This is a genomic window from Acidimicrobiales bacterium, assembly GCA_030747595.1.
GTDB lineage: Bacteria > Actinomycetota > Acidimicrobiia > Acidimicrobiales > MedAcidi-G1 > UBA9410.
The window spans coordinates 1-23,780 of record JASLKK010000016.1 but is presented as its reverse complement, the minus strand read 5'-3'; the positions used below and the strand labels follow the sequence as shown (position 1 = coordinate 23,780).

Sequence of the window (23,780 nt, the reverse complement as noted above, 5' to 3'; positions counted from 1 at the left end):
CCCGGTCAACGGCTCAATCAGAAACAGGGTCAGCGACGGGCTGAACGGAGGGCGCCGGCGAGATTGCCGCGACTACCCACTTCGACGCCGTCCAGGCCCAGGAACGTAGCCAGCCGGTCCAACTCTGCCGACAACTCGACGGCCACATGGTCCCGATCCACCCCGTCCTCGGCAAACACGCCTCGCGCCAGCAAAAGACCGGTCCCCTTGCCAGTACCCCCTCTTGCCCGGCGGTCAGCCTTGACGTCGACCCGACCCACCAACCGGTCGCCCAGGAGGAATGGCAGTACGTAGTAGCCGTACTCCCGATCCGCTTCTGGCACGTAGATCTCGATGCGGTACCGAAAGTCGAACAGTCGCTCGGCCCGGGGCCGGAACCACACCACCGGATCGAACGGTGACAGCAGGGCGCGGGCCTGCACCTCCCGGGGGCGAACTACGTCGGGGTGGAGGAAGGCGGGATTCCGCCAACCCTCCACGGAGGCCGGCACCAGCCGCCCCGAATCGGCCAGGTCGGCCACCAGCGGCCGAGCATCACGGGGGCTGATGCGGAAGTAGTCAGCCAGGTCAACCGCTGTCCCGATGCCGTGACACCGCGCCGCGACCTCCAACAGATCACGTTGGGCATCGGCCTCAGTCGGCGTAGGCCGGGCCAGAACCTCGGCGGGCACGAGCCGGTCGAACGCCTCGTAGGTGCGTTCGAAGTTCCCGATACGGCGGCTGCCCACTTCGCCAATCCGGAAAAGCCAATCCACCGCCCGCTTCCCGTCGGACCGCCCGTCCCACCACGAACCGTCGCGAGGGCGTGGGTCGCTCAGGTTGCCGGCTGTCACCGGCCCGTTGGCACGAACCTCATCGAGCACCGATTCCACGTACTCGGCCCGATTCTCGGCCAGCGCCGCCAACCCCGCCCACGTCCGGCCCGCTCGGGCCCGGGCCTTCGACCACCGCAGCAGCGGTTCGAGTTTCACGGGAGCGATGGACGCCTCGTGAGACCACGTCTCGAACATCTCACCGGACTGCCACAACCAGTCGTCGAGATGGTCGCGGTCGTAGACCCCAAGACGGCTGTACACGGGCAGGTAGTGCGACCGGCAGACAGCCTGCACGGAATCCAACTGCAGCAGGCCGAGGCGTCCCACCACCCGACGAAAATGTCGGGTGTCTACCCGACTGGCCGGCGCCTTGTCGCAGAACCCCTGGGCGGCCAGCGCAATGCGCCGTGCCGCGGAGGTGTCGAGGGAGACCGATGCAGGAATCAGACGCCCTGTCCGACCCCGCCCCGGAAGGGAAGCAGGTCAGCGAAGTCGCCGTCACGGCCCTCGGACTTGGCGGCGAACGCCTCACCCATATCCGAGGGCTGGAACATCCCGGCCTGCCAGGTGGCGATGTAGTCCAGCGAATCAGCCGTCGAGTGGTCACGGCTGTAGGTGATCATCTCCTTGGAGCCGTAGATGGCCAGCGGCGGCTTCGAGGCGATCATCCGGGCCACCTCCTGGACCCCCTCCAGCAGCGCCTCGTGGTCGGCAAACACCTCGTTGACCAGCCCCACCGACCTGGCCTCGGTGGCCGACATGCGGCGCCCCGTGTAGGCCAACTCACGACAGACACCTTCGGGGATGAGCTTGGGGAGGCGTTGCAGGGTGCCCACGTCGGCCGTCATCCCGATGTTGATCTCCTGGATACAGAAGAAAGCGTCCTCCGACGCGTAGCGCATGTCGCACGCCGTGACCATGTCCACCGCGCCGCCGATGCACCCACCCTGGATGGCGGCCAGCACAGGCATCCGGGCCGTCTCGAGAGCCGAAAAGGACTCCTGGAGGTGCAGCACGTTGGCTCGCATGTTGGCCCGAACCTGGCCCTGGGGGGCTCCCGGGTTCGGCCGGTCTCCGTCGCCGAACACCGCTAGGTCCATTCCGGCACAGAAGTGACGGCCGGTGGAGGCCAGCACCACCACCCGGGCCTCACCGGTGGCGTCCAACTCCCGGACCAGCGCCGGGAGCTCATCCCAGAAGGCCGGGACCATGGTGTTCAGCTGATCACCCCGGCTGAGGGTCACGGTGGCCACGCCACCATCCAACGTTGTCTCGAAACACGTGTATCCGTCGCTCATGGTCCCGACGGTAGACCCCGGTTCCGATCCCCCGGCCATCCGGCACGCTTCATGAGCATGGTCAGCAGCTCAGCCCAGGATCGACCTTGCCACGGCCGACAACGCCCTGCCCGGGCGGGCCCCCAAGTGGCTGATCACCTCAGCCGCCGCGATACTTCCCAGACGGGCGGCGTCGGGCAGGTCGGCGCCCCTGCTGAGGCCGAACAGGACCCCCGCCGCGTAGAGGTCGCCGGCGCCTGTGGTGTCGACCACAGCCTCGAGTTCGTCGGCCTCGATCCGGATCCGATCTGACCCGGCCACCACCATCGACCCCTGCTTGCCGAGCGTCACGAATGCGAGATCCACCTCGGCGGCCACCGCATCGGTGGCCTGTTCCACATCATCGACCTCGAATAGCGAACAAAGCTCCGACGCGTTGCCGAAGACCACGTCGACCCGGTCGGTGAGCAGCTCAAGCCACTCTTCACGATGGCGATCCACGCAGAACCCGTCGGACAGGGTGAGCGAGACCGTCCGTCCTGCGTCATGGGCCAGATCCATGGCGTAGCGGATGGCCCCCTTGGCCTCCTCGGTGTCCCACAGGTAGCCCTCGCAGTACAGGTGCGACGCGGAGGCCACCAGGTCGCCGTCGATCTCGGCGGTCGAAAGGTGTGACGAAATGCCGAGGTGGGTGTTCAAGGTGCGTTGCGCGTCGGGGGTGACCTGAATGAGGCAGCGAGCGGTTGGTTCGTTGCCGGCCACCCCGGGCACGTCGAAGTCGACACCTACGTGGCGCATATCGCGTCGGAACACCTCACCCAGGAAGTCGTCGGCCACCAGGCCGATGTAGGCAGCCCGGCCCCCGAAGGACGCTACGCCCACCATGGTGTTGGCCGCCGATCCCCCGGACTCCTCGAGCCCCGGCGGCATGGCCGCGTAGAGCTGCACTGCCCGGTCGGCATCGATGAGCGTCATGGCGCCCTTGGCCAGGGCGTGCTCGTCGATGAAGTCGTCGTCCACCTCGGCCAGAACGTCCACTATGGCATTGCCGATGCCGACGACATCCAACGCGGCGAGATCCTGCTTGGGGGGTATCTCGTTGGTGGCCACGGGCAGATTCCTTTTCGGATGCGGTCTCGGGGGGGGTCTCGGCAGGCTCGACGAGCGTCCGGGCGACATCATGCCCGCTGGATCCCAGTCTCCCCGTGACCGGTACCGTTCCGCCGGTGACGAGTTCTCAGAACAACAGCCCCCAGACCACCGGCCCCCCGGACGGCGTCGCCTCCCATGATGCACCCGGCCCCGGACGACTCCCCCGCCACGTCCTCCCCCGTCACTACGCCTTGGAACTGTTCCCCAACCTGGATACAGGGACGTTCAGCGGCACCGTGGCCATCGACGTGGACGTGATGGCAGCCTGCAACGAGGTGGTCCTGCACGCTGCCGACCTGGAGGTGGCCTCAGCCGTGGCCGTCATCGACGGCGTTCGCCACGACCTGACGGTCACGCTCGACGAGGCGACCGAACAGCTGTCGTTGCATGGGCCCAACCTTGGTGCCGGTCCGGCCCGCCTCGAACTGGCCTTCACCGGGGTACTGAACGACCGCCTGCGGGGCTTCTACCGCAGCACGCTGGTACTAGACGGGGAGGAGCGGACCATTGCCACCACCCAGTTCCAGTCCACCGACGCTCGCCGGGCCTTCCCCTGCTTTGACGAGCCGGACCTCAAGGCCACGTTCGCCGTCACACTGGTGGTGGCCTCGGACCTGTTGGCCGTGTCCAACGGCGCCGAGGAGTCCCGTACACCGCTGGGTAACGGCACCGACCGGGTGGTGTTCATCGACACCATCCCGCTGTCCACCTACCTGGTGGCGTTCGTAGTCGGGCCTCTGGAGGCGACTCAACCGGTCGACGTGGACGGCGTGCCGGTAAGGGTCATCCACCCACCGGGAAAGGGCGATCAGACGGCGTTCGCCCTTGAAGTGGCCGCCCACTCACTGCGTTGGCTGGCTGACTGGTACGACATTGCCGTCCCGGGCGGCAAGGTCGACCTGGTGGCGCTGCCCGACTTCGCCTTCGGGGCCATGGAAAACCTGGGCTGCATCACCTTTCGGGAGGTCCTCCTGCTCGTCGATCCGTCCACTGCCGATCAGCGTGAACTGGAGAGCGTGGCCGCCGTGCTCAGCCACGAATTGGCCCATCTGTGGTTCGGTGATCTGGTGACCATGCGCTGGTGGAACGGCATCTGGCTTAACGAGGCCTTCGCCACCTTCATGGAAATGAAGGCTGTCGAGACGTTCCGACCCGACTGGCAGGTATGGGCCGGATTCACGGCCGCCCGCTCGGCAGCCATGGACGTCGATGCCCTGGCCGCCACCCGACCCATCGAGTACCCGGTGGTCACCCCGGCCGACGCCGAATCGATGTTCGATCTCCTCACCTACGAGAAGGGCGCGGCGGTCGTCCGCATGCTCGAGCAGTTCCTCGGCGAGGACGTGTTCCGTGACGGGGTGCGCCGATACCTGGCCGCCCACCTGTACCAGAACACCGACAACGGCGATCTGTGGGCAGCCCTCGCGGAGGCCTCGGGCGAACCGGTGGGCGACCTAATGGATAGTTGGATCTTTCAGGGTGGGCATCCCGTCGTCGAGGCCGTCGTAGCGGTGGATGGCTCGACCTGCACCCTCTTCCAGCGGCCATTCCAGTATCTGCTACCCGAAGAAGATCCGGCACAGACCCAGACCTTCCCCACGTGGCAGGTCCCGATTCGACTTCGCACCACGGGAGGCGAACACCGGGCCCTGTTGGGCGCCGAACCAGCGGAGGTCACGTTGGATGGCCCGCTCCTCACCCTGAACGCGGGCGCCACCGGCTTCCACCGGAGCATGGGCCTCACAGGGGTGGACTCGTCGGCGCTGACGGCCACCGAACGGGCCGCGGTAGTCGACGACTGCTGGGCGGCCATCCTGGCCGACCTGAGCCACCCCACTGGCTTTCTGGACCTGGTCGCCTCGGTGACGGGACGACCCGGAGGCGAGGTTGACCTGGCCGTCTGGCAGGCCGTACTGCGGGGACTGGGAACCATCGACCTCGTGGCACCCGAACGGCACGCCCGGTGGGCTGGCCAGGCTGGTGACCTCCTGGCCGGCATCGTCGATCACCTCGGCTGGATACCCCGACTCGACGAGGACGACCGGACCCGTCAGCTGCGGGGTTCGGTACTAGCCGCCGCGGGAACCTTGGCCGACGATGGTGCGGTGCTGGCTGAGGCCCGCCGCCGTTGGGCTGATCCCACCATCGACAGTGATCCGGCGGTGGCCGCCGCCGTGGTGTCGATCGTGGCCTCCAACGGCGACGCTGTCGACCGGTCCGAGTGTCGCCACCGATCCAAGACCGCCGCCACGGCCCAGGACGAACAGCGGCACCTGCGGGCGTTGGCCCTCTTCCCGGCCTCCACCGAGGTCGGGCTCCTGTTGGAGGAGGTCCACGGCGGCATGATCCGAACCCAGGACGCGCCCTTCCTGTTGCGGTCAGCGTTGACCCACCCGACGGAGCGGGTCGCCGTCTGGCAGTCGATCACTGACCGGTGGACCGACCTGTCCGAACGCCTTCCTTCCAACAGCATCTCCCGGATGCTCGAGGGCGTCCGGGCCCTCGTCGGTGACGTAGACCCAGAGGTGGATGCGTTCCTGGATGCCCACCCGGTGCCTCAGGGAGCCCTCGTGGTGGCTCAGCATCGGGAGCGACGTCTAGTCAACCAACGGCTACGGAACCGTCTGCTCGACACCTGAACGGCGGTGTCCGTCCATCAGTCGGAGGCGGGAGCAGCGTCGAGTCGAAAGCCGCCGCCGGCATCGACCAGTGTGATCACCAGGTCAAGGGTGCGACCGTCGGGATCGGTGGCCACACAGTCGAAAGTCTGGCCGGCGAAGGCCACCCGCACGGCCGGGGCACACGACACTTGTGCCGTCACTCCGGTGTCGATGGTCAGACGCTCAGCGGCCAGTCCAGCCAGGTCCACGGCGGCTACCAGGTCGGCCGGGGACTCGACACGGATCCGGCCGTCGACCGCCGGCCGGTGGACGATGACCGGGATCTCCACGCCGGCCACCAATGCGGTGCACGACATCGGACCTAACCCGGTCGACGCAGGTTCGCCGCAGTCCACGTCGGTGATCAAGTCGGGATGAGCGGGGAGCAACACCTCCGGGACCTGACGCTCGACAGCTTCGAGGTCGAGGGGCGTCGATCCGTCGGCGCCACAGGCCGATGCCACGATGCCCAGCAGGCTCAGGAGCGCGGTCAGTCCCAGTCGGCGGCGAATGCCAGGGCCTCGTCCCACGAGGCGTCCTGCTCGAGTAACCCCTTGGACTGCATCACTTGCCGGGGCCGGTTCACGCCAAGCACGCCCAGGAATCGCTCGCCGAGTCGGTAGTACGCCACGAAGCGATGTTCGGCGAGCGATCCGGCCACCACCCGGACCTCGGCGTCGGGGTGGGTGCGGCCGGCCAACTGCACCTTGCGGTCGTACTGGTCGCTCCAAAACCACGGCACGGGGGTGAACGGCTCGGCCTCCTCGTCGGACTGCAACAGCCTGCGGGCCGCGTGGACCCCCTGCTGAACGGCGTTGTCCCAGTGTTCCACCCGCATCGACTCGCCGTAGCGCGCGTTGGTCCATCGGGCCACGTCGCCGGCCGCCACCACGTCCGGCGCTGCCAGACAGGTCTCATCGCACACCACCCCGTCGGCCACCTCCAAGCCCGAACCCTCCAGCCAGTCCACATTGGGGATGACCCCAATACCGACCACCAGAAGATCACATGCCACCTCGGAGCCGTCCACCAGACGGATGCCGACCACCCGGAGGCCTGCTCCTGTGCCCCTATCGGGCTCGGTCAACACCTCGTCCACACCGACACCGGCACGCAGGTCCACGCCATGACCGCGGTGCACGTCGGCCAGCACGGCACCCATCTCTAGGCCGAGAACCCGTCCGAACGGGGCTTCAAGCGCCTCCACCATGGTCACAGCCAAGCCGCGAGCCACGGCGGTCGACGCCACCTCGGCACCGATGAAACCGGCTCCCACCACGACCATCCGTTCGGCTCCGCCGTCCATGGCGGCTCGCACCGCATCGGCGTCATCGATGGTGCGAAGGGTGTGCGCCCCGGCCACACCGTCGGTTCCCGGGAGGGTCCGGCATCGGGCCCCGGTGGCGATGACCAGACCGTCGAACGGTTCTGACACACCTTCGACCTCGAGGGTGCGTGCGGCCACGTCCAGACCGGTGGCCCGGCGACCCAGTCGCAGGTCAAGGTCTAGGGCGGCCAACTTCTCAGCGTTGCCGAGATCGACCCGGTCGCGCCCGACCTCGCCGGCCAGGTACTTCTTGGAAAGGGGTGGTCGGTCGTAGGGCTCATGCCCCTCGTCGCCGATCAGGCTGATGGCCCCCTCGAACCCGTCACGCCGCAGGGTTTCGGCGGCCCAGTAGCCGGCCAGGGACGCCCCGACGATGGTTACCCTGTCCCGCCCGACAGGCACCAGTCAGTCCTCCAACGAAATGGCCTGCTTGGGGCAGCGTTGGACGGACTCTTCGAGAGCAGCCCGCCGATCGTCACCCGGGTTCTCGTCGAGGACGTACAGGAAGTCGTCGTCGCGTACCTCGAACACATCGGGGGCGATCTGCATGCAGATCGCGTTGCTCTCGCACAGGTCGTAGTCGACAACTACTCGCATGGCGGCTCTCCTGGTCTCGGTTATCCAAATCGGTGTCCGGACCGGAAGTCGGCCGGGACCAGAACATAGGCGCCGCGGGCCCGTTAGGGCTTGTCCGCTCCAACCACCCACATGGCGAAGTACTGGGCCCCACCGCCGTAGGCATGCCCGAAGGCCCGACGGGCGCCCTCGACCTGGTGGTTGCCAGCCATCCCCCGGACTTGGAGGGCCGCCTCAGCAAATCGGATCATTCCCGACGCACCTATGGGGTTGGACGACAGGACGCCTCCCGAGCAGTTAACCGGAAGATCACCGCCGTCGAGGTTCGTCGAACCGTCCTCCACCATGCGCCAGCCTCGGTCCCTCTCGGCGAAACCGAGACTCTCTAGCCACATCGGCTCATACCACGAGAAGGGCACGTACATCTCGACCACGTCGATCTCCGAGCGAGGGTCGGTGATGCCCGCCTTGTCAAACACTTCGGCGGCGCAGTCCCGGCTGGCCTGTGGGCTGACCTCGTCCCGACCCGGAAAGTTATTGGCCTCCGAACGCATGGCTGTGCCGTGCACCCAGGCCACCGGGCCCTCGGCAGCGTCGCCTGCCGCTTCGTCACCCAGCACCATGGCGCACGCCCCGTCCGAGGACGGACAGGTCTCAGAGAACCGGATGGGATCCCAGAGCATCGGGGCCTCAACCACCTGGTCGAAGGTCAGATCAGCTTGGTGAAGGTGTGCGTAGGGGTTACGAAGGGCCTGCTGGCGATCTTTGAAGGCCACCATGCAGCCAATCAACTCGGGGGCGCCCGAGCGAGCCATGTAGCGGCGGATGATCGGAGAGAAGTATCCCCCGGCCCCAGCGTTGATGGACACCGAGAACGGCTGGGGCAACGACAGGGCCCACGTCGCGTTGGACTCGGACTGCTTCTCAAAGCCGATCGTGAGCACCCGACGGTGGATCCGGCCCTGGATCAGAGAGGCAGCCACCAGCGCCGTCGAACCGCCTACCGACCCGGCGGTGTGGACCCTCAGGATGGGCTTTCCCACACAACCCAGGGCATCAGCCAGGAACAACTCAGGCATCATCAGGCCCTCGAAGAAGTCGGGCGCCTTGCCGATGACCACGGCGTCGATGTCGGCCCATGTGCAGGCGGCGTCCTCTAGGGCCCGCAGGCCGGCTTCGCGAACCAGACCGGCAATGGAGACATCACCGCGGGTTGACTGGTACTTCGTCTGGCCGACTCCCAGCACGGCGGTGCGTTCCCCGAGGGTTCCCACCGTTACTCCCCCTCCAGCAGGCAGACCATGTTTTGTTGCAGGCAGGGACCCGACGAGGCATGGGCCAGGGCCCGGTCGGCATCGCCACCCGAGACCCAGCGGGCCGCCTCGGCGATTCGCACTAGGCCGGCGGCCATCAGCGTGTCGGCGGCCAGCGAACCGCCAGACGGGTCGATCCGAACACCATTGCCCGAGGTCGCCCCTCCGAGCCCCATCGCGGTGGCCAGCACATGGGCCTGGGCGGTGCTCGCGGCATGCAGTTCGGCCACGTCGACGGCATCGGCGGCAAAGCCCGCCCGTTCGGCGGCCTTCCCGGCGGCCAACGCTGCCGACGCGGCGAGGGTCAGGTCACGCACCCCGAGGCCATGGGCGTCGATGCGGTGGTCAATGCCGCGGATCCACACCGGTCGTTCACACAGGTCCCGGGCCCGGTCACCGGCAGCTAGAACCACGACACAACCCCCATCAGCCTCGGCGGCCAGGTCGCTGGCCCGCAGCGGGTCGGCCACCACGGCACCGGCCAGCACGTCATCCACCGTGACGTCGGGCGAGGCACGAAGGGCGTTCGGATTGCCCACCGCATTGCGTTGACTGCGTACGGCAATGGCTGCTAGTTCCTCGACGGTCACGGCACCGGACTCGAGCAGCAGCCGGGCTTGGAGGGCGGCCACCGAATGGGCGTCGGGCCACAGCGGTGCCACCGCGTACGGATCGAGCTGAACGGCCAGCACGTCACGGCGCGAGCCGGGTGATGACTTCCCGTATGAGTAGACGAGCGCGATGTCGACCTCGCCGATCTGGAGTTTCACCCATGCCTCGTAGAGGGCGAAGGCTCCGTCCATCTCTACGTGGCTCTCGGCGATGGGTGGAAAGGCGCCCACGGCATCCAACGTCTGAACGAAGGAGAAACCTTGCCCGGCCAGGAAGTCGCTGCTCCCGGAACAGGTGAAACCGATGTCGGCCTGAGTGAGCCCGACGGCGTCACGGGCCTCGTTGATGAGGGGCACCATCAACTGGACATCGGTGGTGAGGGTCAACGCCTTGACTTGGTGGATGGCGGAGGAAACGACGGCCACCTCACGCATCGGGAGACCCCTTCGCTGACCACGCCTGGTTGCCGGCCTGTTCGACGGGCACGTCTGGTTCACCGGTGGGTTCCCAGTACCGGACGTTCTCGGCCGTGGCCCCCAACTCATCGTCGGGCTTCCAGACGGCCCGGACCCGCATGCCGATCCGTACATCGTCAAGGTCGCAACCCGACACCAGACCCAGGAACCCGATGTCGGCGCCATCCAGATGAATCCAGGCACTCACGTACGGCGTTGGGAGGTCGCTGCGGCCCGGAATGGGCAGATGGGTGACACAGAAGTTGCCTACGTGACCGGTGTCGGCCAGATCGACCATCTCGGTGGCCTCCACACCGTGACGGGGGTCCACGCCCCGGGGCGGGACGAATACCGCCCCGTCGACCGGCGAGCGGTTGCCAAGAATTCGCTTGTCGGCATAGGCGCGGAGGTACTCCTGAGCCGCCGCGCTGGGGATGAAGTCGTATTCGAGACGGATGGGCGTCCTGATGGATCGGACGGGTTCTCCGGCCACTGCGACACCAACCGTCAACGCGGTTTCCCCGGCAGCCGACTCGACATTGGTGTCGGTTCCCTCTGGCGCGAACCCCACGAGGTCGGTGATGTGACCGACCCGTTCGTCTCGCCAGACGGCCTCGACCCGCATGCCGGTGGCCATGTCATCCACCGAGTCCACGAGCACCCCGTGGAGCATCGGCGTATCGGCCCCGTCCATTCGGATGAGGGCCAGCCCGTGAGGCACCTCCCACGGTGAGCCGGGTCGGGGCGGATCCACCCACGTCCACGTCTCGACCACACCGGCCGATGAAACCTCGACCATTTCGACAATGGCGTCACCGGTCTCAGGATCGACCTCGGCGGGCGGCACGAAGACCCGTCCGTCGGCGCGACGTGAGCCCACGATCCGACCGTCACGCAGGCCGGTCATGAAGGCCCCCACCACCGGTCCGGTGGTCCGTGTGAACGGATATTCAATGACCAGGTCAGCCCGTAGGGGTGCGGGGTCCACCGATCCGACCGTCACCACGTCATATCCGGCGCGTGAACCACCACCCTGGGAACCAGCCTGATCAGAAGTCGATGACTTGTCGGATCACGTCGGCATCTCCCATGCAGGACATGGCGTCGTTCACCTCGTCGATCCGGATGCGACGGGTAATCATCCCCTCGAGGTCGAGTCGACCCGCCTTGTAGAGCCGTAGGAACCTGTTGAAGTCAGTCCGCACGTCGGCACCGCCGTACATCGACCCCACCAGCGTCTTCTCGCTGAAGAACATCTCGAAGGCCGACAGGGCAAACGTCTCCTCGGCTCGGCCTACGCCGACGATGCACGCCGTGCCGCCCCGACGGGTCATGTCGAAGGCCTGACGCATGGTGCTCGGCATGCCAATGCACTCCAACGTGAAGTCGAAGCCCTCGCCACCGGTGACCTCGGCCAGAGCGGCCGGCAGGTCGTCAGGGGTGACTCCGTGAGTGGCTCCGAACGCCTTGGCGCGGTCGAGTTTGCCCTCATGCAGGTCGACGGCCACGATCACCGCAGCCCCGGCGATGCGAGCCCCCTGGATGGCGGCCACCCCGACCCCGCCGGCGCCGATGACCAGCACCGACGAACCCGGTGTGACCTTGGCAGTGTTGAGTGCCGCACCCACACCGGTGGTGACGCCGCAGCCCACCAGTGCAGCCACGTCCAACGGAATGTCGTTGTCGATCTTGACGGCCGCGATGCCCGGGACGATGGTCTCCTCGGCGAACGTCCCGCAGCCCGTCATCGAACCGACGACCTCGTCACCCCGGCGGAACTGCTGGTTTAGGAACATCGAGGTCATGCCGTTCAGGCAGAGGTTGGGCTGCCCGCGACCAGTGCAGTACGGACAGGTCCCGCACGGCGGCGAGAAGGCGATGATCACATGGTCGCCGGGCGCCACGTGGGTGACCCCGTCACCTACCGCGGTCACCACGCCGGCACCTTCGTGGCCCAGCACGGCCGGCGGGGCCAGCGGGATGGTGCCGTTCATGGCCGACAGGTCTGAATGACAGACGCCGCTGTGGGCAATCTTTACCTGGACGTCGCCGGGGGCGATATCCCGGAGGGTCACGTCGTCGGCGATGACCAACTCCTCGGTGGGCGTCTCGGTCAGGATCGCTGCGAGCATCAGGGATTCTCCGTTCTGGGCAACGGGTGGTGCCCAAGTAGCCGACGGTACCGGTCGGATCGTCCCGGCGAGAAGCCCGCCGGACACGCGATCGGGTGTTCCCGCTCCGTCCGGAGGGCCGCTCTTTTCGACACCTTCGGGACGTGGAGGCTCCCGGGCGTGGCTGAAAAACGTCGTACCGACTTGCGCTAGGTCCGTCCCAGATCAGTCTTGGCCACGACGATGCCGTCGTCGTCGGCCCACAACCACATGCCAGGCACGAAGTCCACGCCTGCCACGGTGACCGGTACGTCACGATCGCCCACACCACTCTTGACGCTCCGGCGGGGACACGTGCCCCTGGCGCGGATACCAACGGCCAATGCTCGGAGTTCGGCGACGTCGCGGACGCAGCCGTCCACCACGATGCCCGACCAACCGTTTTCGACAGCCAGAACACCAAGGTTGCCGCCGACCAGCGCGCACTGCTCCGAGCCGCCACCGGCCACCACCAGGACGCGACCGTCACCCCGCTCGGTCAACGCGTCACGGACCAACGTGTTGTCCTCGAACACAGCCAGGGTCGACACCGGTCCACGAAAGGCGTCCACGCCTCCGTAGGACCCGAAGCCGCCGGTCAGCACCTGAACCGCATCACCGTGGTCGTCACAAAGGTCAGCGGTGGGTTTCACTTCGGGCTCAGCTTCCGCCGCCGATGAACTCGTAGAGCCGGTCCTTGGGCCGCCCCACGGTGGTCACCAGCGGTCCATCGCCTGCCAGATCGCCCCGCACCAGGATGGGTCGCTGCAGGAGGGCCTTGCGGCGGGCCAGTAGTTCAACCACCGCATCGGCGTCGCCCACGTAATCTTCCTCGACCAACTCCAACTTCTTGAACTGCGAGTCCTTACGGACCAGGTCCTCCACGGGATCGGACAGCCCCGCGGCGATGCGTCGCAGCAACGCCTCGTCCGGTGGTTCCTTCATGTAGAGCACGACGTGGGCGTCGACTCCCAACTCCTCGGCGACCGCCAAGGCGTTCTTGGATGCGTGTCAATGGGGGTTGTGTAGGACGGTGAGGTCTGCCACGAAAACTCCTGTCATGTTCGGGGCCTGAAACTCGATGGGCCGGATTCTCAGTCTGGAATAAGTCGATCGGAAGCGAATCAGTCGGGGTGCTCGACGTGGGACCGTAGATGGGTGCCTGCGTCGTTGGTCCAACCCTTAGAACGGGCATAGGCGAACATGCCCGAGAAGCCCTCGTCCCACGTTTCGTCGATGCGGCCTGACAGCCAATGGCGGACAGCCGTCTCGGCGATCCAGAGGTACTCGCCGTCGGCCCGGGTGTCCTCGCCCATGGTGGCTGCCAGGTCAGCGGTGGAACACCCGGCGCTGTCCTCGACGTGGAAGTCGGTGAACACGTCGTGCTCGTCGACCCGGATCTCACCCGCTGCATCAACCCGGATGATCATCAGTCCAGCCCTCGTCTGTACGCCGTCATCGCGGCTGACATTAGAAGCACTGGCCCTGGGCGCACGGGTCCTAGAAACCCCGCCACACCGGATCGCGACGCTCGCGGAAGCTGGCCAGGCCCTCGGCGGAGTCCACGGTGCCGTTGTTGAGTTCAACGGCCCACGCCTCATTGTCCTCCAGCGTGCGCCGGTCGACGTCCAACGACCGGTTCACCAGCCACTTAGTGAGCATGAAGCTTCGGGTCGGGCCGCTGGCCAGCCGTTCCGCCCATTCGGTGGCGGCCTCGATGAGATCGTCGCCGGGAACTACTCGGTTGCAGAGTCCGATTCGGAGAGCCTCTTCGGCGCTGATGTCCTCGGCAAAGAACATGAGTTCCTTAGCCTTCTGTAGTCCCACCAGGCGGGGCAGGATCCAGGCACCGAGCCCGTCAGGCACCAGGCCCCGGCGAGCGAATACCTCGATGAACTTGGCGTTGTCGGCCATGATCACCAGGTCACAACACAACGCCAGGTGGGCCCCCACGCCGGCCGCCGTGCCGTTCACCGCGGCGATCACCGGCAGCTCGCTGTCCAGTATGGCCGGCATCAACTTGAGTTGACCCTCGAGCATCATGCGTCGGGACTCGCCGACGGCGAGCGGTGGCGCATCGTCGGGTCGCGGAGCGAACTCACGACCAACGCTTATGTCGGCCCCCGGGCAGAAGAGTTTCCGACCTACAGCGGTGATCACGATGGCACGGGCCTCGAACCGGCCGTTGCAACCGTTGATCAGCGAAGCCATGCGATCCCGCATGTCCGGCGAGATGGCGTTGCCCTTGGTCGGGTTGTCGATGGTGATCCACGCCACCTGGTTCCGGATCTCGAACCGGACCTGTTCCTCGACGTCAGGCTGCTCAATATCAGACTGCTGGGGGGTCGGGTCGTCGCTCATTACCGTCGACGGTAGTCGTCACCCCTCCCAGACGAGACGACCGGGAGATGCCTGCCTGCAGGAACTACACGGCGTCTGCGCCACGCTCGCCGGTACGGATGCGGACGAGGTTGCCTACGTCCGTCACCCAGACCTTGCCGTCGCCGATCTTCTCGGTGCGGGCGGCGGCCACGATGGCGTCCACAACCTGGTCGGCCACGTCGTCGTCGACCACCACCTCGACCCGGGTCTTGGGGGTGAAGAGCACCTTGTACTCGGTGCCCCGATAAGTCTCACTGTGCCCGCCCTGTCGTCCGAAGCCCTGGACCTCGCTAACCGTCATGCCCTGAACGCCGAGGGTGGCGAGGCCGTCCTTCACGTCGTCGAGTTTGAAGGGCTTGATGACCGCCGTGACCAGTTTCATGGTGTGCTCCCGTTCGCCGAGGCTCTTGCCCGCCTCTTTGGAGCGAGCTTTGTTGATACGAACTATCATCTGTACCACTAATGGATGCAAGGATTTGAGGCAATCCTGACTATTTCTGTTTATTTGTACTGATACAGTGTACGTTGCATGCAGACAGGCCCGACCATCGCCGACTCGATCGACCCCACCGGTCGACGCCGCCGCCTAGTCATTCGCCTGGATGCCAACGTCTCGGTCCCTCTCTACGAACAGTTGAGGGCCCAGCTGTCGGTGATGGTGGCCGTCGGCCACCTCGTGGCGGGCTCCCGCCTTCCCACCGTCCGCGACATGGCCAGTGCACTCGCCTTGGCGCCCGGCACGGTGGCCCGGGCCTACCGCGAACTGGAGGCTTCCGGGGCGCTCGAGGGTCGGGGGCGACGAGGCACCTTCGTGGTTGACGAGCCGCCCCACTCCGAGCCTCTCCGACAGCGCCGCGAACGCCTGGCCGCGGCCGCCGACCGCTTCGCCTTCGAGGTCCGCCAACTGGGCGTCGACCGCGACTCCGCACGCCAACTCCTTGACGAGGCCCTCACCCGGGGAGCCGACGCCGAACGGGCGTCCTGATACCCACCCGGTCAACCACCGTTTGGACCCTCAGGTACCGGCAATCAGCTTCCAAAGACGGGCGCCGGCTCGGGGCCCTCGGCGATCGACCGGTGTACAGCCTCGCCCACCTCGTCGACGGTGAACCGACGCTCCCCCACCGAGACCACGGGGCCGTGCTGCCATCCATCGCACACGTTCAACTGGCCACCGGTGGCCTCGAAGACCCGGCCGGTCACGTCACAAGCCTCGCTCCCCAACCAGACCATTAGGGGTGACACGTTGGCCGGGTCCTTCTCGTCCCATGCATTGTCAGGTGCATCGCCGTAGAACACGCCCTCGGTCATGCGAGTCCTCGCATCGGGGGCCACCCCGTTGACTAACACCCCGTAACGGCCCCACTCAGCCGCCGCCTGGACGACCAGCAAGGCGATCCCAGCCTTGGCCGCCGCATAGTTGCCCTGCCCGATGCTGCCCATCAGGCCCGCGCCGGACGACGTCATGACCACCCGACCGGCCACCTCCTCACCGCCTTTGGACCGCTCGCGCCAGTGGGCAATGGCATGACGGGCCGGGGCGAAGTGCCCCTTCAGGTGGACCCGGGTCACCGAGTCCCACTCGTCCTCACCCATGTTGGCCAGCATTCGATCCCGAAGGAACCCGGCGTTGCAGACCAGCGTGTCGAGGCGGCCCCACGTATCGACGGCCCGGGCCACCATGGACTCGGCCTGATCCCAGTCGGCTACGTCCGCTCCGTCGACAATGGCTTGACCACCCATGGCCTCGATGACGGCCACCACTTCGTGGGCCGGGCTGACGGCCGCATCGGGGTCCTGTCCCTCGCGTCCCACCCCGAGGTCGTTGACCACCACATGGGCGCCCTCAGCCGCAAAGGCCAGGGCATGGGCCCGCCCAAGACCACGACCGGCTCCGGTCACGATCACCACCCGTCCGTCACAACTGCCCATTGAAGTCCTCTCCATCGAAGCGGTCCCTCGGATCTCCGTCGTCTTCAGCCCGCCACCCTAGGGAGCCCACCCTAGGGAACAGAGCCTTCAGGCCAGCCATACGGTGGTCCTGCCAGGGGTAATCCGGTACGGGCAACTACGTCACGCGAACCTGGCCCACGATCGTGCCGGCCCGGTTGCGGAGCAGTTCAGGGCCATCGTCCGGGAGGCATCCCAGATCTGTCAGCAGGTGGAGGACTGCCGCATCGGCGGCCCGCCTCGCGCCGTCCCGAACCTTCAACCCCAGGCCCAGCCCACTGGCAGGTAGGGCAGCGCAGAACACGCCCTCTGCGCCGGTCTTGACCACGGCGGAGCCCGACGCCGCGCGGATGATCCGGGTGCAGGTCCGGTCGCTACCAGCCACGTGGAACGGTTCGGCACGCATGGCGTCCAACAGGCGGGTGGCCGGTGCGTTGGCCGCCGCCGAACCGAGCCCGGCCCAGGCGCCGGCAAGGCCATCGAGGGGCACGGACCAGACCGGGATACCACATCCGTCGATGCCGGGAACCTGGCTGTCCAGGTCGACCCCGCAAGCCTCGGCCAGCGCCGGAGTCACGTGATCGGCATGCAGCGGATGGGAGGGATCCAGGTATCCGTCCAGTGGCAGGTCGAGGTGGCGGAGAACGGTGAGGAAGCCGACGTGCTTGCCAGAGCAGTTATTGTGCGTCTGGTCCGGTGTGTCACCGGCAGCCACCATGTCGGCGGCCGAGCCCTCGTGCATCGGAAGGTGGCTTCCACACGCCAAGGCATCGGCGTCCAGACCGAGTCGACCGAGCCAGGCCCTGACAGCGGAGACATGACCCGGCTCACCGTCGTGACTGGCGCACGCCAGGGCCAACTCGACATTGCCCAGACTGAAGGCGTCGGCGGCGCCGGTGGTTACCAGCGGCAACGCCTGGACGGGCTTGCACGCTGAACGGGGCATCACGTCACGATGGGCATCGCCGTGGGCGCGGACCAATCGGCCGTCTGCATCGACGATGGCCACGTCAACCTCGTGTCGACTCTCAAGCCGATCACCCCGAGTGACCTCGACGACCAGCGGAGGGAGGTGCGACGCCGGGCTCATGGGAACAGGATTACTCAGCCAGAAGCTCCGTGGTGGTGGTCACCACCGACTCGTTGCCCCGAGGGCCGTGAATCCGGGAGTGGAGTACGTCGATGGTCCGACTGGCCGTCGTCTGAAAAAGAAAGGGAAACAGGGCGTGCACCGCTGCGGCCATGGCAGCAACAACCAATCTTCCGGCTGCCGAAAATGCAAACCGAGCGTGCTGCGACCACGTCTCACCGACCGATGCCGGATGCGCCGTGAACAGCGTGGATGGATGCCGGGGGTTGACGTTGTGGGAGTTGGCGTCGTAGTGCGTGACCACGGCATGAACCTATTGGAGAATCCCCGGGATATCCGTGCGCTATTGCGATATCTCAGCCTATTTGTGCATTAGTTATCCAGATATAACCTCTAATCTGCAATATACTTGCACAATGGATATCATCGATCGGGATCTGCTGCGTCTCCTCCAGGACGATGCCTCCCTCTCCACCACCGAACTCGGCGAACGGGTCGGCCTCTCGGCCACATCGTGTTGGCGGCGGGTCCAACGCCTTCAGGACCAGGGCATCCTTCGTGGGCGGGTGGCCCTCGTCGATCCAGCGGCGGTCGGACGCGGCCTCACCGCCCTCGTGGAGATCCGCACCACTGACCACTCCGCCGATTGGTTGGAGCAGTTCACCCTGGGCATCGCCGAGTTTCCCGAAATCGTGAACGCCTGGCGAACCAGTGGTGAAGTGGACTACATGCTTCGGGTACTCGTCCGCGACATCGCCGCCTACGACGACTTTTACAAGCGGATGACCCAGCGTGTCGGTTTCTCGGGCTTCCGTTCGATCTTCGTCATGGAGGAACTCAAGTCCACCACCGCCGTCCCACTGGACGACCACGCCTGAGATCGCCGGTCAGCGGGTGACGCCGACCACCGCACCCGAAGTGGCCTTGACCAGGTCCTTGGGCTTCACGGGGAACACCGAATCGGGGGTGCCGGCCGCCGCCCAAACCTCATCGAAGTCCATGAGATGAGGGTCGACCAAGGTCCGCAACGGAACGGTGTGCCCCAGCGGCGGCGTCCCACCAATAGCGAATCCGGTGGCCGCCCGGACCTCGCTGGCCCCGGCGATCCTGATCTCAGTACCCAGGTAGGACGCCAGGCGTTCCTCATCGACCCGGCGGCCGCCTGAGCACAACACGAGTACCGGCCGGACGTCGGCCATGAACACCAACGACTTCACGATCTGATCCACGTGGCAACCCACGGCGTCAGCCGCATCGGCCGCCGTCCGGGTTCCACCGGGATATAGCTGTACCTCGATGTCGAGCCCCGAGGCCTCGGCTTCGACGGTGAAGCGCTCAATGGCGTCGCTTCGTCGGCTCATGGGTCGAACTCCCGGGATCGAAGGGGCGGCCGATGCTCGGTCCGTCCAGGTTCTGTGCAGCCCACATGATGCGTGGGCCACGCGACGATTCTAGGGGCGGGCGAAGCGCGCGGTACCGTCCGGCCCATGGCTTCCATCGATCCGCGTCGGCTCCTACTCGTCCACAACCCGGTCTGAGGGAAGTCCCGGGGCGCCCTCGAAATTCTCGAGGAGCGCGGCGTCGAGTTCGACGTCATCGAGTACATGGACGAGCCGCTGGATCACGACCTGCTGGTGCGAATCCTGGACATGGTCGCTCTGGGCCCTGCGGAGATGATCCGCCGGGGCGATGGGTTCGATGCGTTGAACGTCAACCCGGCGTCGCTGGACGACCCGACCGTCGTGGTCGACCTGATCTCCGCACATCCCGAACTCATGCAGCGACCCATTGGAATCCTCGGCAACCGGGCAGTAGTCGCCCGACCAGCCGATCGCATCCTCGAACTCCTCGACACCTGAGATCTCCAATCGACCGGTGACCCGATGACTGCTCGCAGGACGAGAACCAGATGAGCAGGCCCCTGCTGGCTGAAACGGTGGCCGAGGCCGCCCGCCGGTTCGGCGACCGGGCAGCGTTCCAGTTGGCCGACGGCACCGAATTGTCCTACCGGGAACTCGACCGGGCCAGCGACGAGGTGGCCGCCGGACTAGCCGGCCGAGGATTAGGGCCCGGAAACGTCCTCCTTCTCTCCCTGCCTTCCGGCCTCGAGTACGCGGTGGGATATCTGGCGGCCGCCAAGGCCGGAGTGACCACCGCTGGCGCCAATCCCCGTCTCCGGGCCCGAGAACGATCTCGCATCATCGAGGCCGTCGATCCTGACCTGATCCTGGCCAACGACGCCCTCTCCGACGGCATTCCCGAAGATCGTCGCGTCGAACTGGTCGGTGACGGTAACGATCCAACCCAACTGCTAGCCGGCCTCCGGGGCCACGGCGAAGTCGTCCCGGCCGTCCCCGCGGACCCTTACCGGCCGACCTGCATCTGTTTCACATCCGGCACCACCGGCGACCCCCGCGGCGCCTGGTTCACCGACCGGCAACTGGTAGCCATCCACGCGCTGGATGCCGGTGGCGCATGGGGATCGGGCGGTCACATGGTCAGCGGCACGGCGTTCGCCCACGTCGGCGTGATGACCAAACTCGGGTGGCAGCTGGCCTCAGGCGCCACCATCCACGTCATGGACCGCTGGACAGCCAGCGGCTTCCTGGACCTGGTGGAGCGGTACCGCCTCCCGGCCGTGAACGGGGTGGCCTCCCAGATCTCGCTCCTCATGCAGGAGCCTGGATTCGACGATCGAGACCTGTCATGCGTGCAGTCCATCGTGGTCGGTGCAGGGCCGTCACCGCCAGCGCTGGTCATTGAGGCCCGCGAACGATTCGGTGCCGCCTATTCGATTCGTTACTCGTCCACCGAATCCGGTGGCACCGGTCTGAGTACGGCCTTGGACGCCGACGACGACGAGGCGCTCCACACGGTGGGGCGACCCCGCCCAGGGGTTGCCGCCGAGGTCCGCGATGACGACGGTCAGGCCCTCATCGACGGCGAGGTGGGCGAACTCTGGCTACAGACGCCGAGCGCCATGTCCGGCTACTGGAACGACCCAGAGGGCACCACCGAAGCCCTGGTCGACGGCTGGCTCCGAACCGGCGACCTGGCCCATGTGGACGACGCCGGTTGCTTCCGGCTAGCCGGACGGGTCAAGGAGATGTACATCCGTGGCGGCTACAACGTCTACCCGCTCGAAGTCGAGGCGGTGCTGGGCACCCATCCCGCTGTTGCCCAGGTGGCTGTGGTGCCCCGGCCTGACTCAACCATGGGCGAGATCGGTGTGGCCGTCATCGTTCCGACCGATCCCGACCACCCGCCGGCCCTGCATGACCTGGTGGCCCACGGTCACGACGACCTGTCGGGCTACAAGCTGCCCGGGGCCATCCGCATCGTGGATCGGCTTCCGCTGAACGCAGGCGACAAGCTGGACCGCCGAACCCTGGCCGCCCAAGAGGCGCGAAGCCAGACAGGCGACTGAACTCCTAGCGGCGGCGGCCCCGACCGGATCTCCGTTCCCGGCCCACCTCACGTTCGCGCTGCTCGGCCAGTTCGGCCCGCAACGAACGGAAACGGTCAACCCGTCGGTGATCCACCCGGCCGGCTTCCACCTCGGCCCGGACTGCGCAGTCCGGCTCGGTGTCATGGGCACAATCGGCAAACCGACAGTCGGCGGACCGCTCCTCGAGGTCGCCGAACACCCGGGAAAGAGACTCCTCGGCATCCCAGATCCCCACGGCCCGGATTCCCGGCGTATCGACCAGCAAGCCCCCGCCAGGACGCAGGACCAGCTCCCGGCTCACTGTGGTGTGGCGCCCCTTAGAGTCACCGGCTCGCACCGCCGCAGTAGCCAGCACCTCGTCGCCCACCAGGGCGTTGACCAGCGTCGACTTTCCGGCTCCCGACTCCCCCAACAGAGCCACGGTGCGTCCCGGCGTCATCAGCGAGGCGACCTGTTCATGCCCTGGATAGTCACGCCCCATGCCGACGGTCAGAACCTCGACATCGGGAGCCAGCGCCCGGACGGTGGCCGCAACCTCGATGGCGGCCTCCGGTTCTCGATCCGCCTTGGTCAGGACCACGACCACCTCGGCTCCGCTATCCCAACCCACGACCAGGAACCGCTCGAGACGCCCCGGCGGAAGGGGCCGGTCCAGTCCATGCACGATGAGTACCAGGTCCACGTTGGCCACCAGGACCTGCTCGATGACCGCCTCGGACGGGTCACGGCGCGACACCGTATTGGCCCGGTCCAGCACACGCGAGATCAGCGGACCCAACTCGGGATCGTCGACCACCACCACCCAGTCGCCGGTGGCCGGCGCCAGCAGGTCCTGAGAACGTTGTGAATCAGAGAGCACCCGGAGGCGACCCTCGTCAGTCACCACGTCGCACTCGCCCCGGTCGACCCGCACGATCCGACCCAGACGGCCGTCATCGGGGCGCGCTCCGCCGGTCCAGCCGAAGGCTTGTAGGAGGTCAGGATCCATCGGGACCGATGCTAGGGCCCTCAATAGGGCGCCATCATCCGAGGCGGAGGGTCTCCAACGGCTCCAGACGGGCGGCCTTGGACGACGGATAGAGGCCCGCCACCACGGCAACGCCGACCGAGACCAGTGCCCACCCGGCGAGTCCGGTCACGCTGAGCACCATGGTGTAGCCCCTTTGGGCCGCCACCCCCCAGACCACGCCGGCACCTACCAGCGCCCCGAGGATCCCCCCGAACACCCCCACCACGAGGGCCTCGAACAAAAACTGGACGGCGATGGTCCCTCGACTGTGTCCGAGGGCCCGCCGGATCCCAATCTCCGAAGATCGCTGGATCACCGAGATGGACATCACATTGGCGATGCCCACACCACCCACGATGAGGGCCAGCCCACCCATCATCTTGGTCAGGTTGTTGAGACTCTCGTCAACCTGCGACTGAGCGTCCAGCAGATCCGTGGGGACCGAGGCATTAGCCCCGTCCGGCCCGCCGAGGCTGACCACGATGGGGATCTCCTTGGCCACCATCGCGGTGTTGGTGGGAGCCCGGACGTACAGACGATTCGGATCGGGATCGTCCAGATCCCAGTCGGCAATCGCAGCAGCGAACGTCACGAACACCGCCGAATCCATCGACGGTTCCAACAGGACCCAGTCCAGAACCCCGACCACCCCGTACTCCAAGCCGTTCAGCTCAATGGTGCGCGACTCCCCCGCCAGATAGCCGTACTCGTCGGCCAGATCCCGCCCGATGACGGCCACCCGGGCGCTGGACTCCTTGTCGAAGGCGTTCAGGAACCGTCCCGAGACCATCGGCACCTCCAGGGTGGCGGGCAGCTCGGGGCCCGTGGCTATCACCGGGACGGGGAAGGCCCGGTAGTAGTCCTCCGCTCCGGCAAACGGCACGGTCACGATGTCAGACAGCTGACGGGTGCCAGTCACCGCCACCACGTCGGGCAGTCGCCCGACACGGGCCACGGCGGCAGCCTCGATGACTGGGTCCTGGCCGAATCCGAACCCTGCCGAGGCATTGACCACGATCAGGTCGGTACCCAGCTCCTGGAGCTTGGCCTTGAGGTGACCCTTGGAACTCTCGTTGATGCCGATGGCGGCCACGATGGCCGACACGCCCAGGATCGGGCCGAGCATGATGAGCAACGTCCGGATCTTGCGGGCCGTCAACCCGGCGGTGGCCACGCCGACCAGTTCCCGGAAGCGTCTCACGATCCGGCCCCCGCCCCTGTCACAACACGGCCACCAGATGGGCCACCGAGCAACTCGTCGGCCACGATCTTCCCATCCAGCATGGAGATCCTGCGCCGGGTCGCATCTGCCACGTGCATGTCATGGGTGACAATGCAGATGGCTCGTTCGGGCGACTGCAGGTCCGCAAAGATCTGCATCACGTTCTCGGCATTGCGGCTGTCGAGTGCCCCGGTCGGCTCATCGGCCAACACAACCCCGGGGTCCGTCGAGATGGCCCGCGCAATGGCCACCCGCTGCTGCTCGCCGCCCGACATCTGCACTGGGCGGTGGTCGTGGCGCTCACCAAGGCCGACCTGTTCAAGGGCCGACATGGCCCGTGAC

At 66.7% G+C, this 23,780-nt stretch carries 27 protein-coding genes; 5 read left to right on the top strand and 22 right to left on the bottom strand.

Features of this window, described 5'->3' with window-relative positions; translation table 11 throughout:
• Window positions 1-29: 29 nt before the first annotated feature.
• The 3 genes from QF777_10945 to QF777_10935 all read right to left on the bottom strand — a co-directional run bounded on the left by QF777_10945 (window position 30) and on the right by QF777_10935 (window position 3,202).
• Complete coding sequence (locus QF777_10945; protein MDP6912062.1) at window positions 30-1,142, bottom strand: crosslink repair DNA glycosylase YcaQ family protein; 1,113 nt, start codon at window positions 1,140-1,142, stop codon at window positions 30-32.
• Window positions 1,143-1,258: 116 nt separating this feature from the next.
• Complete coding sequence (locus tag QF777_10940) at window positions 1,259-2,113, bottom strand: crotonase/enoyl-CoA hydratase family protein (GenBank protein ID MDP6912061.1); 855 nt, start codon at window positions 2,111-2,113, stop codon at window positions 1,259-1,261.
• Window positions 2,114-2,182: 69 nt separating this feature from the next.
• Window positions 2,183-3,202, bottom strand: a complete 1,020-nt coding sequence (locus QF777_10935; GenBank protein ID MDP6912060.1) for an adenosine kinase — start codon at window positions 3,200-3,202, stop codon at window positions 2,183-2,185.
• Between the two features lie 116 nt (window positions 3,203-3,318).
• Between QF777_10935 and QF777_10930 the strand changes: the two genes are divergently transcribed.
• A complete protein-coding gene (locus QF777_10930) occupies window positions 3,319-5,883 on the top strand; it encodes a M1 family aminopeptidase (protein MDP6912059.1) in 2,565 nt (854 codons plus the stop codon).
• Between the two features lie 17 nt (window positions 5,884-5,900).
• Here the strand turns inward: QF777_10930 and QF777_10925 are convergent, their stop codons facing one another.
• The 12 genes from QF777_10925 to QF777_10870 form a co-directional block, all read right to left on the bottom strand.
• On the bottom strand, window positions 5,901-6,434 hold the full coding sequence (locus QF777_10925; GenBank protein MDP6912058.1) for a hypothetical protein: 534 nt from the start codon (window positions 6,432-6,434) through the stop codon (window positions 5,901-5,903).
• Complete coding sequence (locus QF777_10920; GenBank protein ID MDP6912057.1) at window positions 6,395-7,633, bottom strand: FAD/NAD(P)-binding oxidoreductase; 1,239 nt, start codon at window positions 7,631-7,633, stop codon at window positions 6,395-6,397. Before QF777_10920 ends, QF777_10925 begins: the two co-directional genes overlap by 40 nt.
• 3 nt (window positions 7,634-7,636) lie before the next feature.
• Window positions 7,637-7,828, bottom strand: a complete 192-nt coding sequence (locus QF777_10915; protein ID MDP6912056.1) for a ferredoxin — start codon at window positions 7,826-7,828, stop codon at window positions 7,637-7,639.
• 83 nt (window positions 7,829-7,911) lie between these two features.
• Window positions 7,912-9,081: a thiolase domain-containing protein gene (locus QF777_10910; GenBank protein ID MDP6912055.1), complete on the bottom strand. Its 1,170-nt coding sequence runs from the start codon at window positions 9,079-9,081 to the stop codon at window positions 7,912-7,914.
• A 2-nt stretch (window positions 9,082-9,083) separates the two neighbouring features.
• Window positions 9,084-10,166 carry a lipid-transfer protein gene (locus QF777_10905; GenBank protein MDP6912054.1) on the bottom strand — a complete coding sequence of 361 codons (1,083 nt, stop codon included), beginning with the start codon at window positions 10,164-10,166 and terminating at the stop codon, window positions 9,084-9,086.
• A complete protein-coding gene (locus QF777_10900) occupies window positions 10,159-11,175 on the bottom strand; it encodes an OB-fold domain-containing protein (protein MDP6912053.1) in 1,017 nt (338 codons plus the stop codon). The genes QF777_10905 and QF777_10900 overlap by 8 nt, the downstream gene beginning before the upstream one ends.
• 61 nt (window positions 11,176-11,236) lie before the next feature.
• A complete protein-coding gene (locus QF777_10895) occupies window positions 11,237-12,319 on the bottom strand; it encodes a Zn-dependent alcohol dehydrogenase (protein ID MDP6912052.1) in 1,083 nt (360 codons plus the stop codon).
• Between the two features lie 188 nt (window positions 12,320-12,507).
• Window positions 12,508-12,990, bottom strand: a complete 483-nt coding sequence (rraA, locus tag QF777_10890; protein ID MDP6912051.1) for a ribonuclease E activity regulator RraA — start codon at window positions 12,988-12,990, stop codon at window positions 12,508-12,510.
• A gap of 7 nt (window positions 12,991-12,997) precedes the next feature.
• Entirely contained in the window at window positions 12,998-13,330 is a 333-nt protein-coding gene (locus QF777_10885; protein ID MDP6912050.1) for an ArsC/Spx/MgsR family protein, read from the bottom strand.
• A gap of 131 nt (window positions 13,331-13,461) precedes the next feature.
• Window positions 13,462-13,767, bottom strand: coding sequence for a hypothetical protein (locus QF777_10880; GenBank protein ID MDP6912049.1), 306 nt, complete (start codon window positions 13,765-13,767; stop codon window positions 13,462-13,464).
• Between the two features lie 70 nt (window positions 13,768-13,837).
• A complete protein-coding gene (locus tag QF777_10875) occupies window positions 13,838-14,698 on the bottom strand; it encodes an enoyl-CoA hydratase/isomerase family protein (GenBank protein MDP6912048.1) in 861 nt (286 codons plus the stop codon).
• Between the two features lie 64 nt (window positions 14,699-14,762).
• On the bottom strand, window positions 14,763-15,170 hold the full coding sequence (locus tag QF777_10870) for a P-II family nitrogen regulator (protein ID MDP6912047.1): 408 nt from the start codon (window positions 15,168-15,170) through the stop codon (window positions 14,763-14,765).
• A 78-nt stretch (window positions 15,171-15,248) separates the two neighbouring features.
• On the opposite strand from QF777_10870, the gene QF777_10865 reads away from it, so the two are divergent.
• On the top strand, window positions 15,249-15,704 hold the full coding sequence (locus QF777_10865; GenBank protein MDP6912046.1) for a GntR family transcriptional regulator: 456 nt from the start codon (window positions 15,249-15,251) through the stop codon (window positions 15,702-15,704).
• A gap of 44 nt (window positions 15,705-15,748) precedes the next feature.
• On the opposite strand, the gene QF777_10860 is transcribed toward QF777_10865, so the two are convergent.
• The 3 genes from QF777_10860 to QF777_10850 all read right to left on the bottom strand — a co-directional run bounded on the left by QF777_10860 (window position 15,749) and on the right by QF777_10850 (window position 18,063).
• Window positions 15,749-16,666, bottom strand: coding sequence for an SDR family oxidoreductase (locus QF777_10860; GenBank protein ID MDP6912045.1), 918 nt, complete (start codon window positions 16,664-16,666; stop codon window positions 15,749-15,751).
• Between the two features lie 121 nt (window positions 16,667-16,787).
• Window positions 16,788-17,759, bottom strand: a complete 972-nt coding sequence (locus tag QF777_10855) for an asparaginase (GenBank protein MDP6912044.1) — start codon at window positions 17,757-17,759, stop codon at window positions 16,788-16,790.
• Between the two features lie 10 nt (window positions 17,760-17,769).
• The gene (locus QF777_10850) at window positions 17,770-18,063 is read right to left on the bottom strand and encodes a DUF6356 family protein (protein ID MDP6912043.1); all 294 of its coding nucleotides are present in this window, start codon (window positions 18,061-18,063) and stop codon (window positions 17,770-17,772) included.
• A gap of 112 nt (window positions 18,064-18,175) precedes the next feature.
• Between QF777_10850 and QF777_10845 the strand changes: the two genes are divergently transcribed.
• The gene (locus tag QF777_10845; protein MDP6912042.1) at window positions 18,176-18,637 is read left to right on the top strand and encodes an Lrp/AsnC family transcriptional regulator; all 462 of its coding nucleotides are present in this window, start codon (window positions 18,176-18,178) and stop codon (window positions 18,635-18,637) included.
• A 9-nt stretch (window positions 18,638-18,646) separates the two neighbouring features.
• On the opposite strand, the gene QF777_10840 is transcribed toward QF777_10845, so the two are convergent.
• Window positions 18,647-19,120 (bottom strand): YbaK/EbsC family protein, encoded by a 474-nt coding sequence (locus tag QF777_10840; protein ID MDP6912041.1) that lies wholly within the window; start codon window positions 19,118-19,120, stop codon window positions 18,647-18,649.
• 243 nt (window positions 19,121-19,363) lie between these two features.
• Between QF777_10840 and QF777_10835 the strand changes: the two genes are divergently transcribed.
• Together QF777_10835 and QF777_10830 are read left to right on the top strand one after the other, a co-directional pair.
• The gene (locus tag QF777_10835; protein MDP6912040.1) at window positions 19,364-19,618 is read left to right on the top strand and encodes an ArsC/Spx/MgsR family protein; all 255 of its coding nucleotides are present in this window, start codon (window positions 19,364-19,366) and stop codon (window positions 19,616-19,618) included.
• Window positions 19,619-19,668: 50 nt separating this feature from the next.
• Entirely contained in the window at window positions 19,669-21,186 is a 1,518-nt protein-coding gene (locus QF777_10830; GenBank protein ID MDP6912039.1) for a class I adenylate-forming enzyme family protein, read from the top strand.
• A gap of 4 nt (window positions 21,187-21,190) precedes the next feature.
• Here the strand turns inward: QF777_10830 and rsgA are convergent, their stop codons facing one another.
• From rsgA to QF777_10815, 3 genes are all read right to left on the bottom strand, one after another.
• Complete coding sequence (gene rsgA / locus QF777_10825; GenBank protein ID MDP6912038.1) at window positions 21,191-22,195, bottom strand: ribosome small subunit-dependent GTPase A; 1,005 nt, start codon at window positions 22,193-22,195, stop codon at window positions 21,191-21,193.
• A gap of 34 nt (window positions 22,196-22,229) precedes the next feature.
• The gene (locus QF777_10820) at window positions 22,230-23,417 is read right to left on the bottom strand and encodes an ABC transporter permease (protein MDP6912037.1); all 1,188 of its coding nucleotides are present in this window, start codon (window positions 23,415-23,417) and stop codon (window positions 22,230-22,232) included.
• Window positions 23,414-23,780 (bottom strand): ATP-binding cassette domain-containing protein (locus QF777_10815; GenBank protein ID MDP6912036.1); only part of this gene is annotated, 367 nt, incomplete at its 5' end. The genes QF777_10815 and QF777_10820, both read right to left, overlap by 4 nt.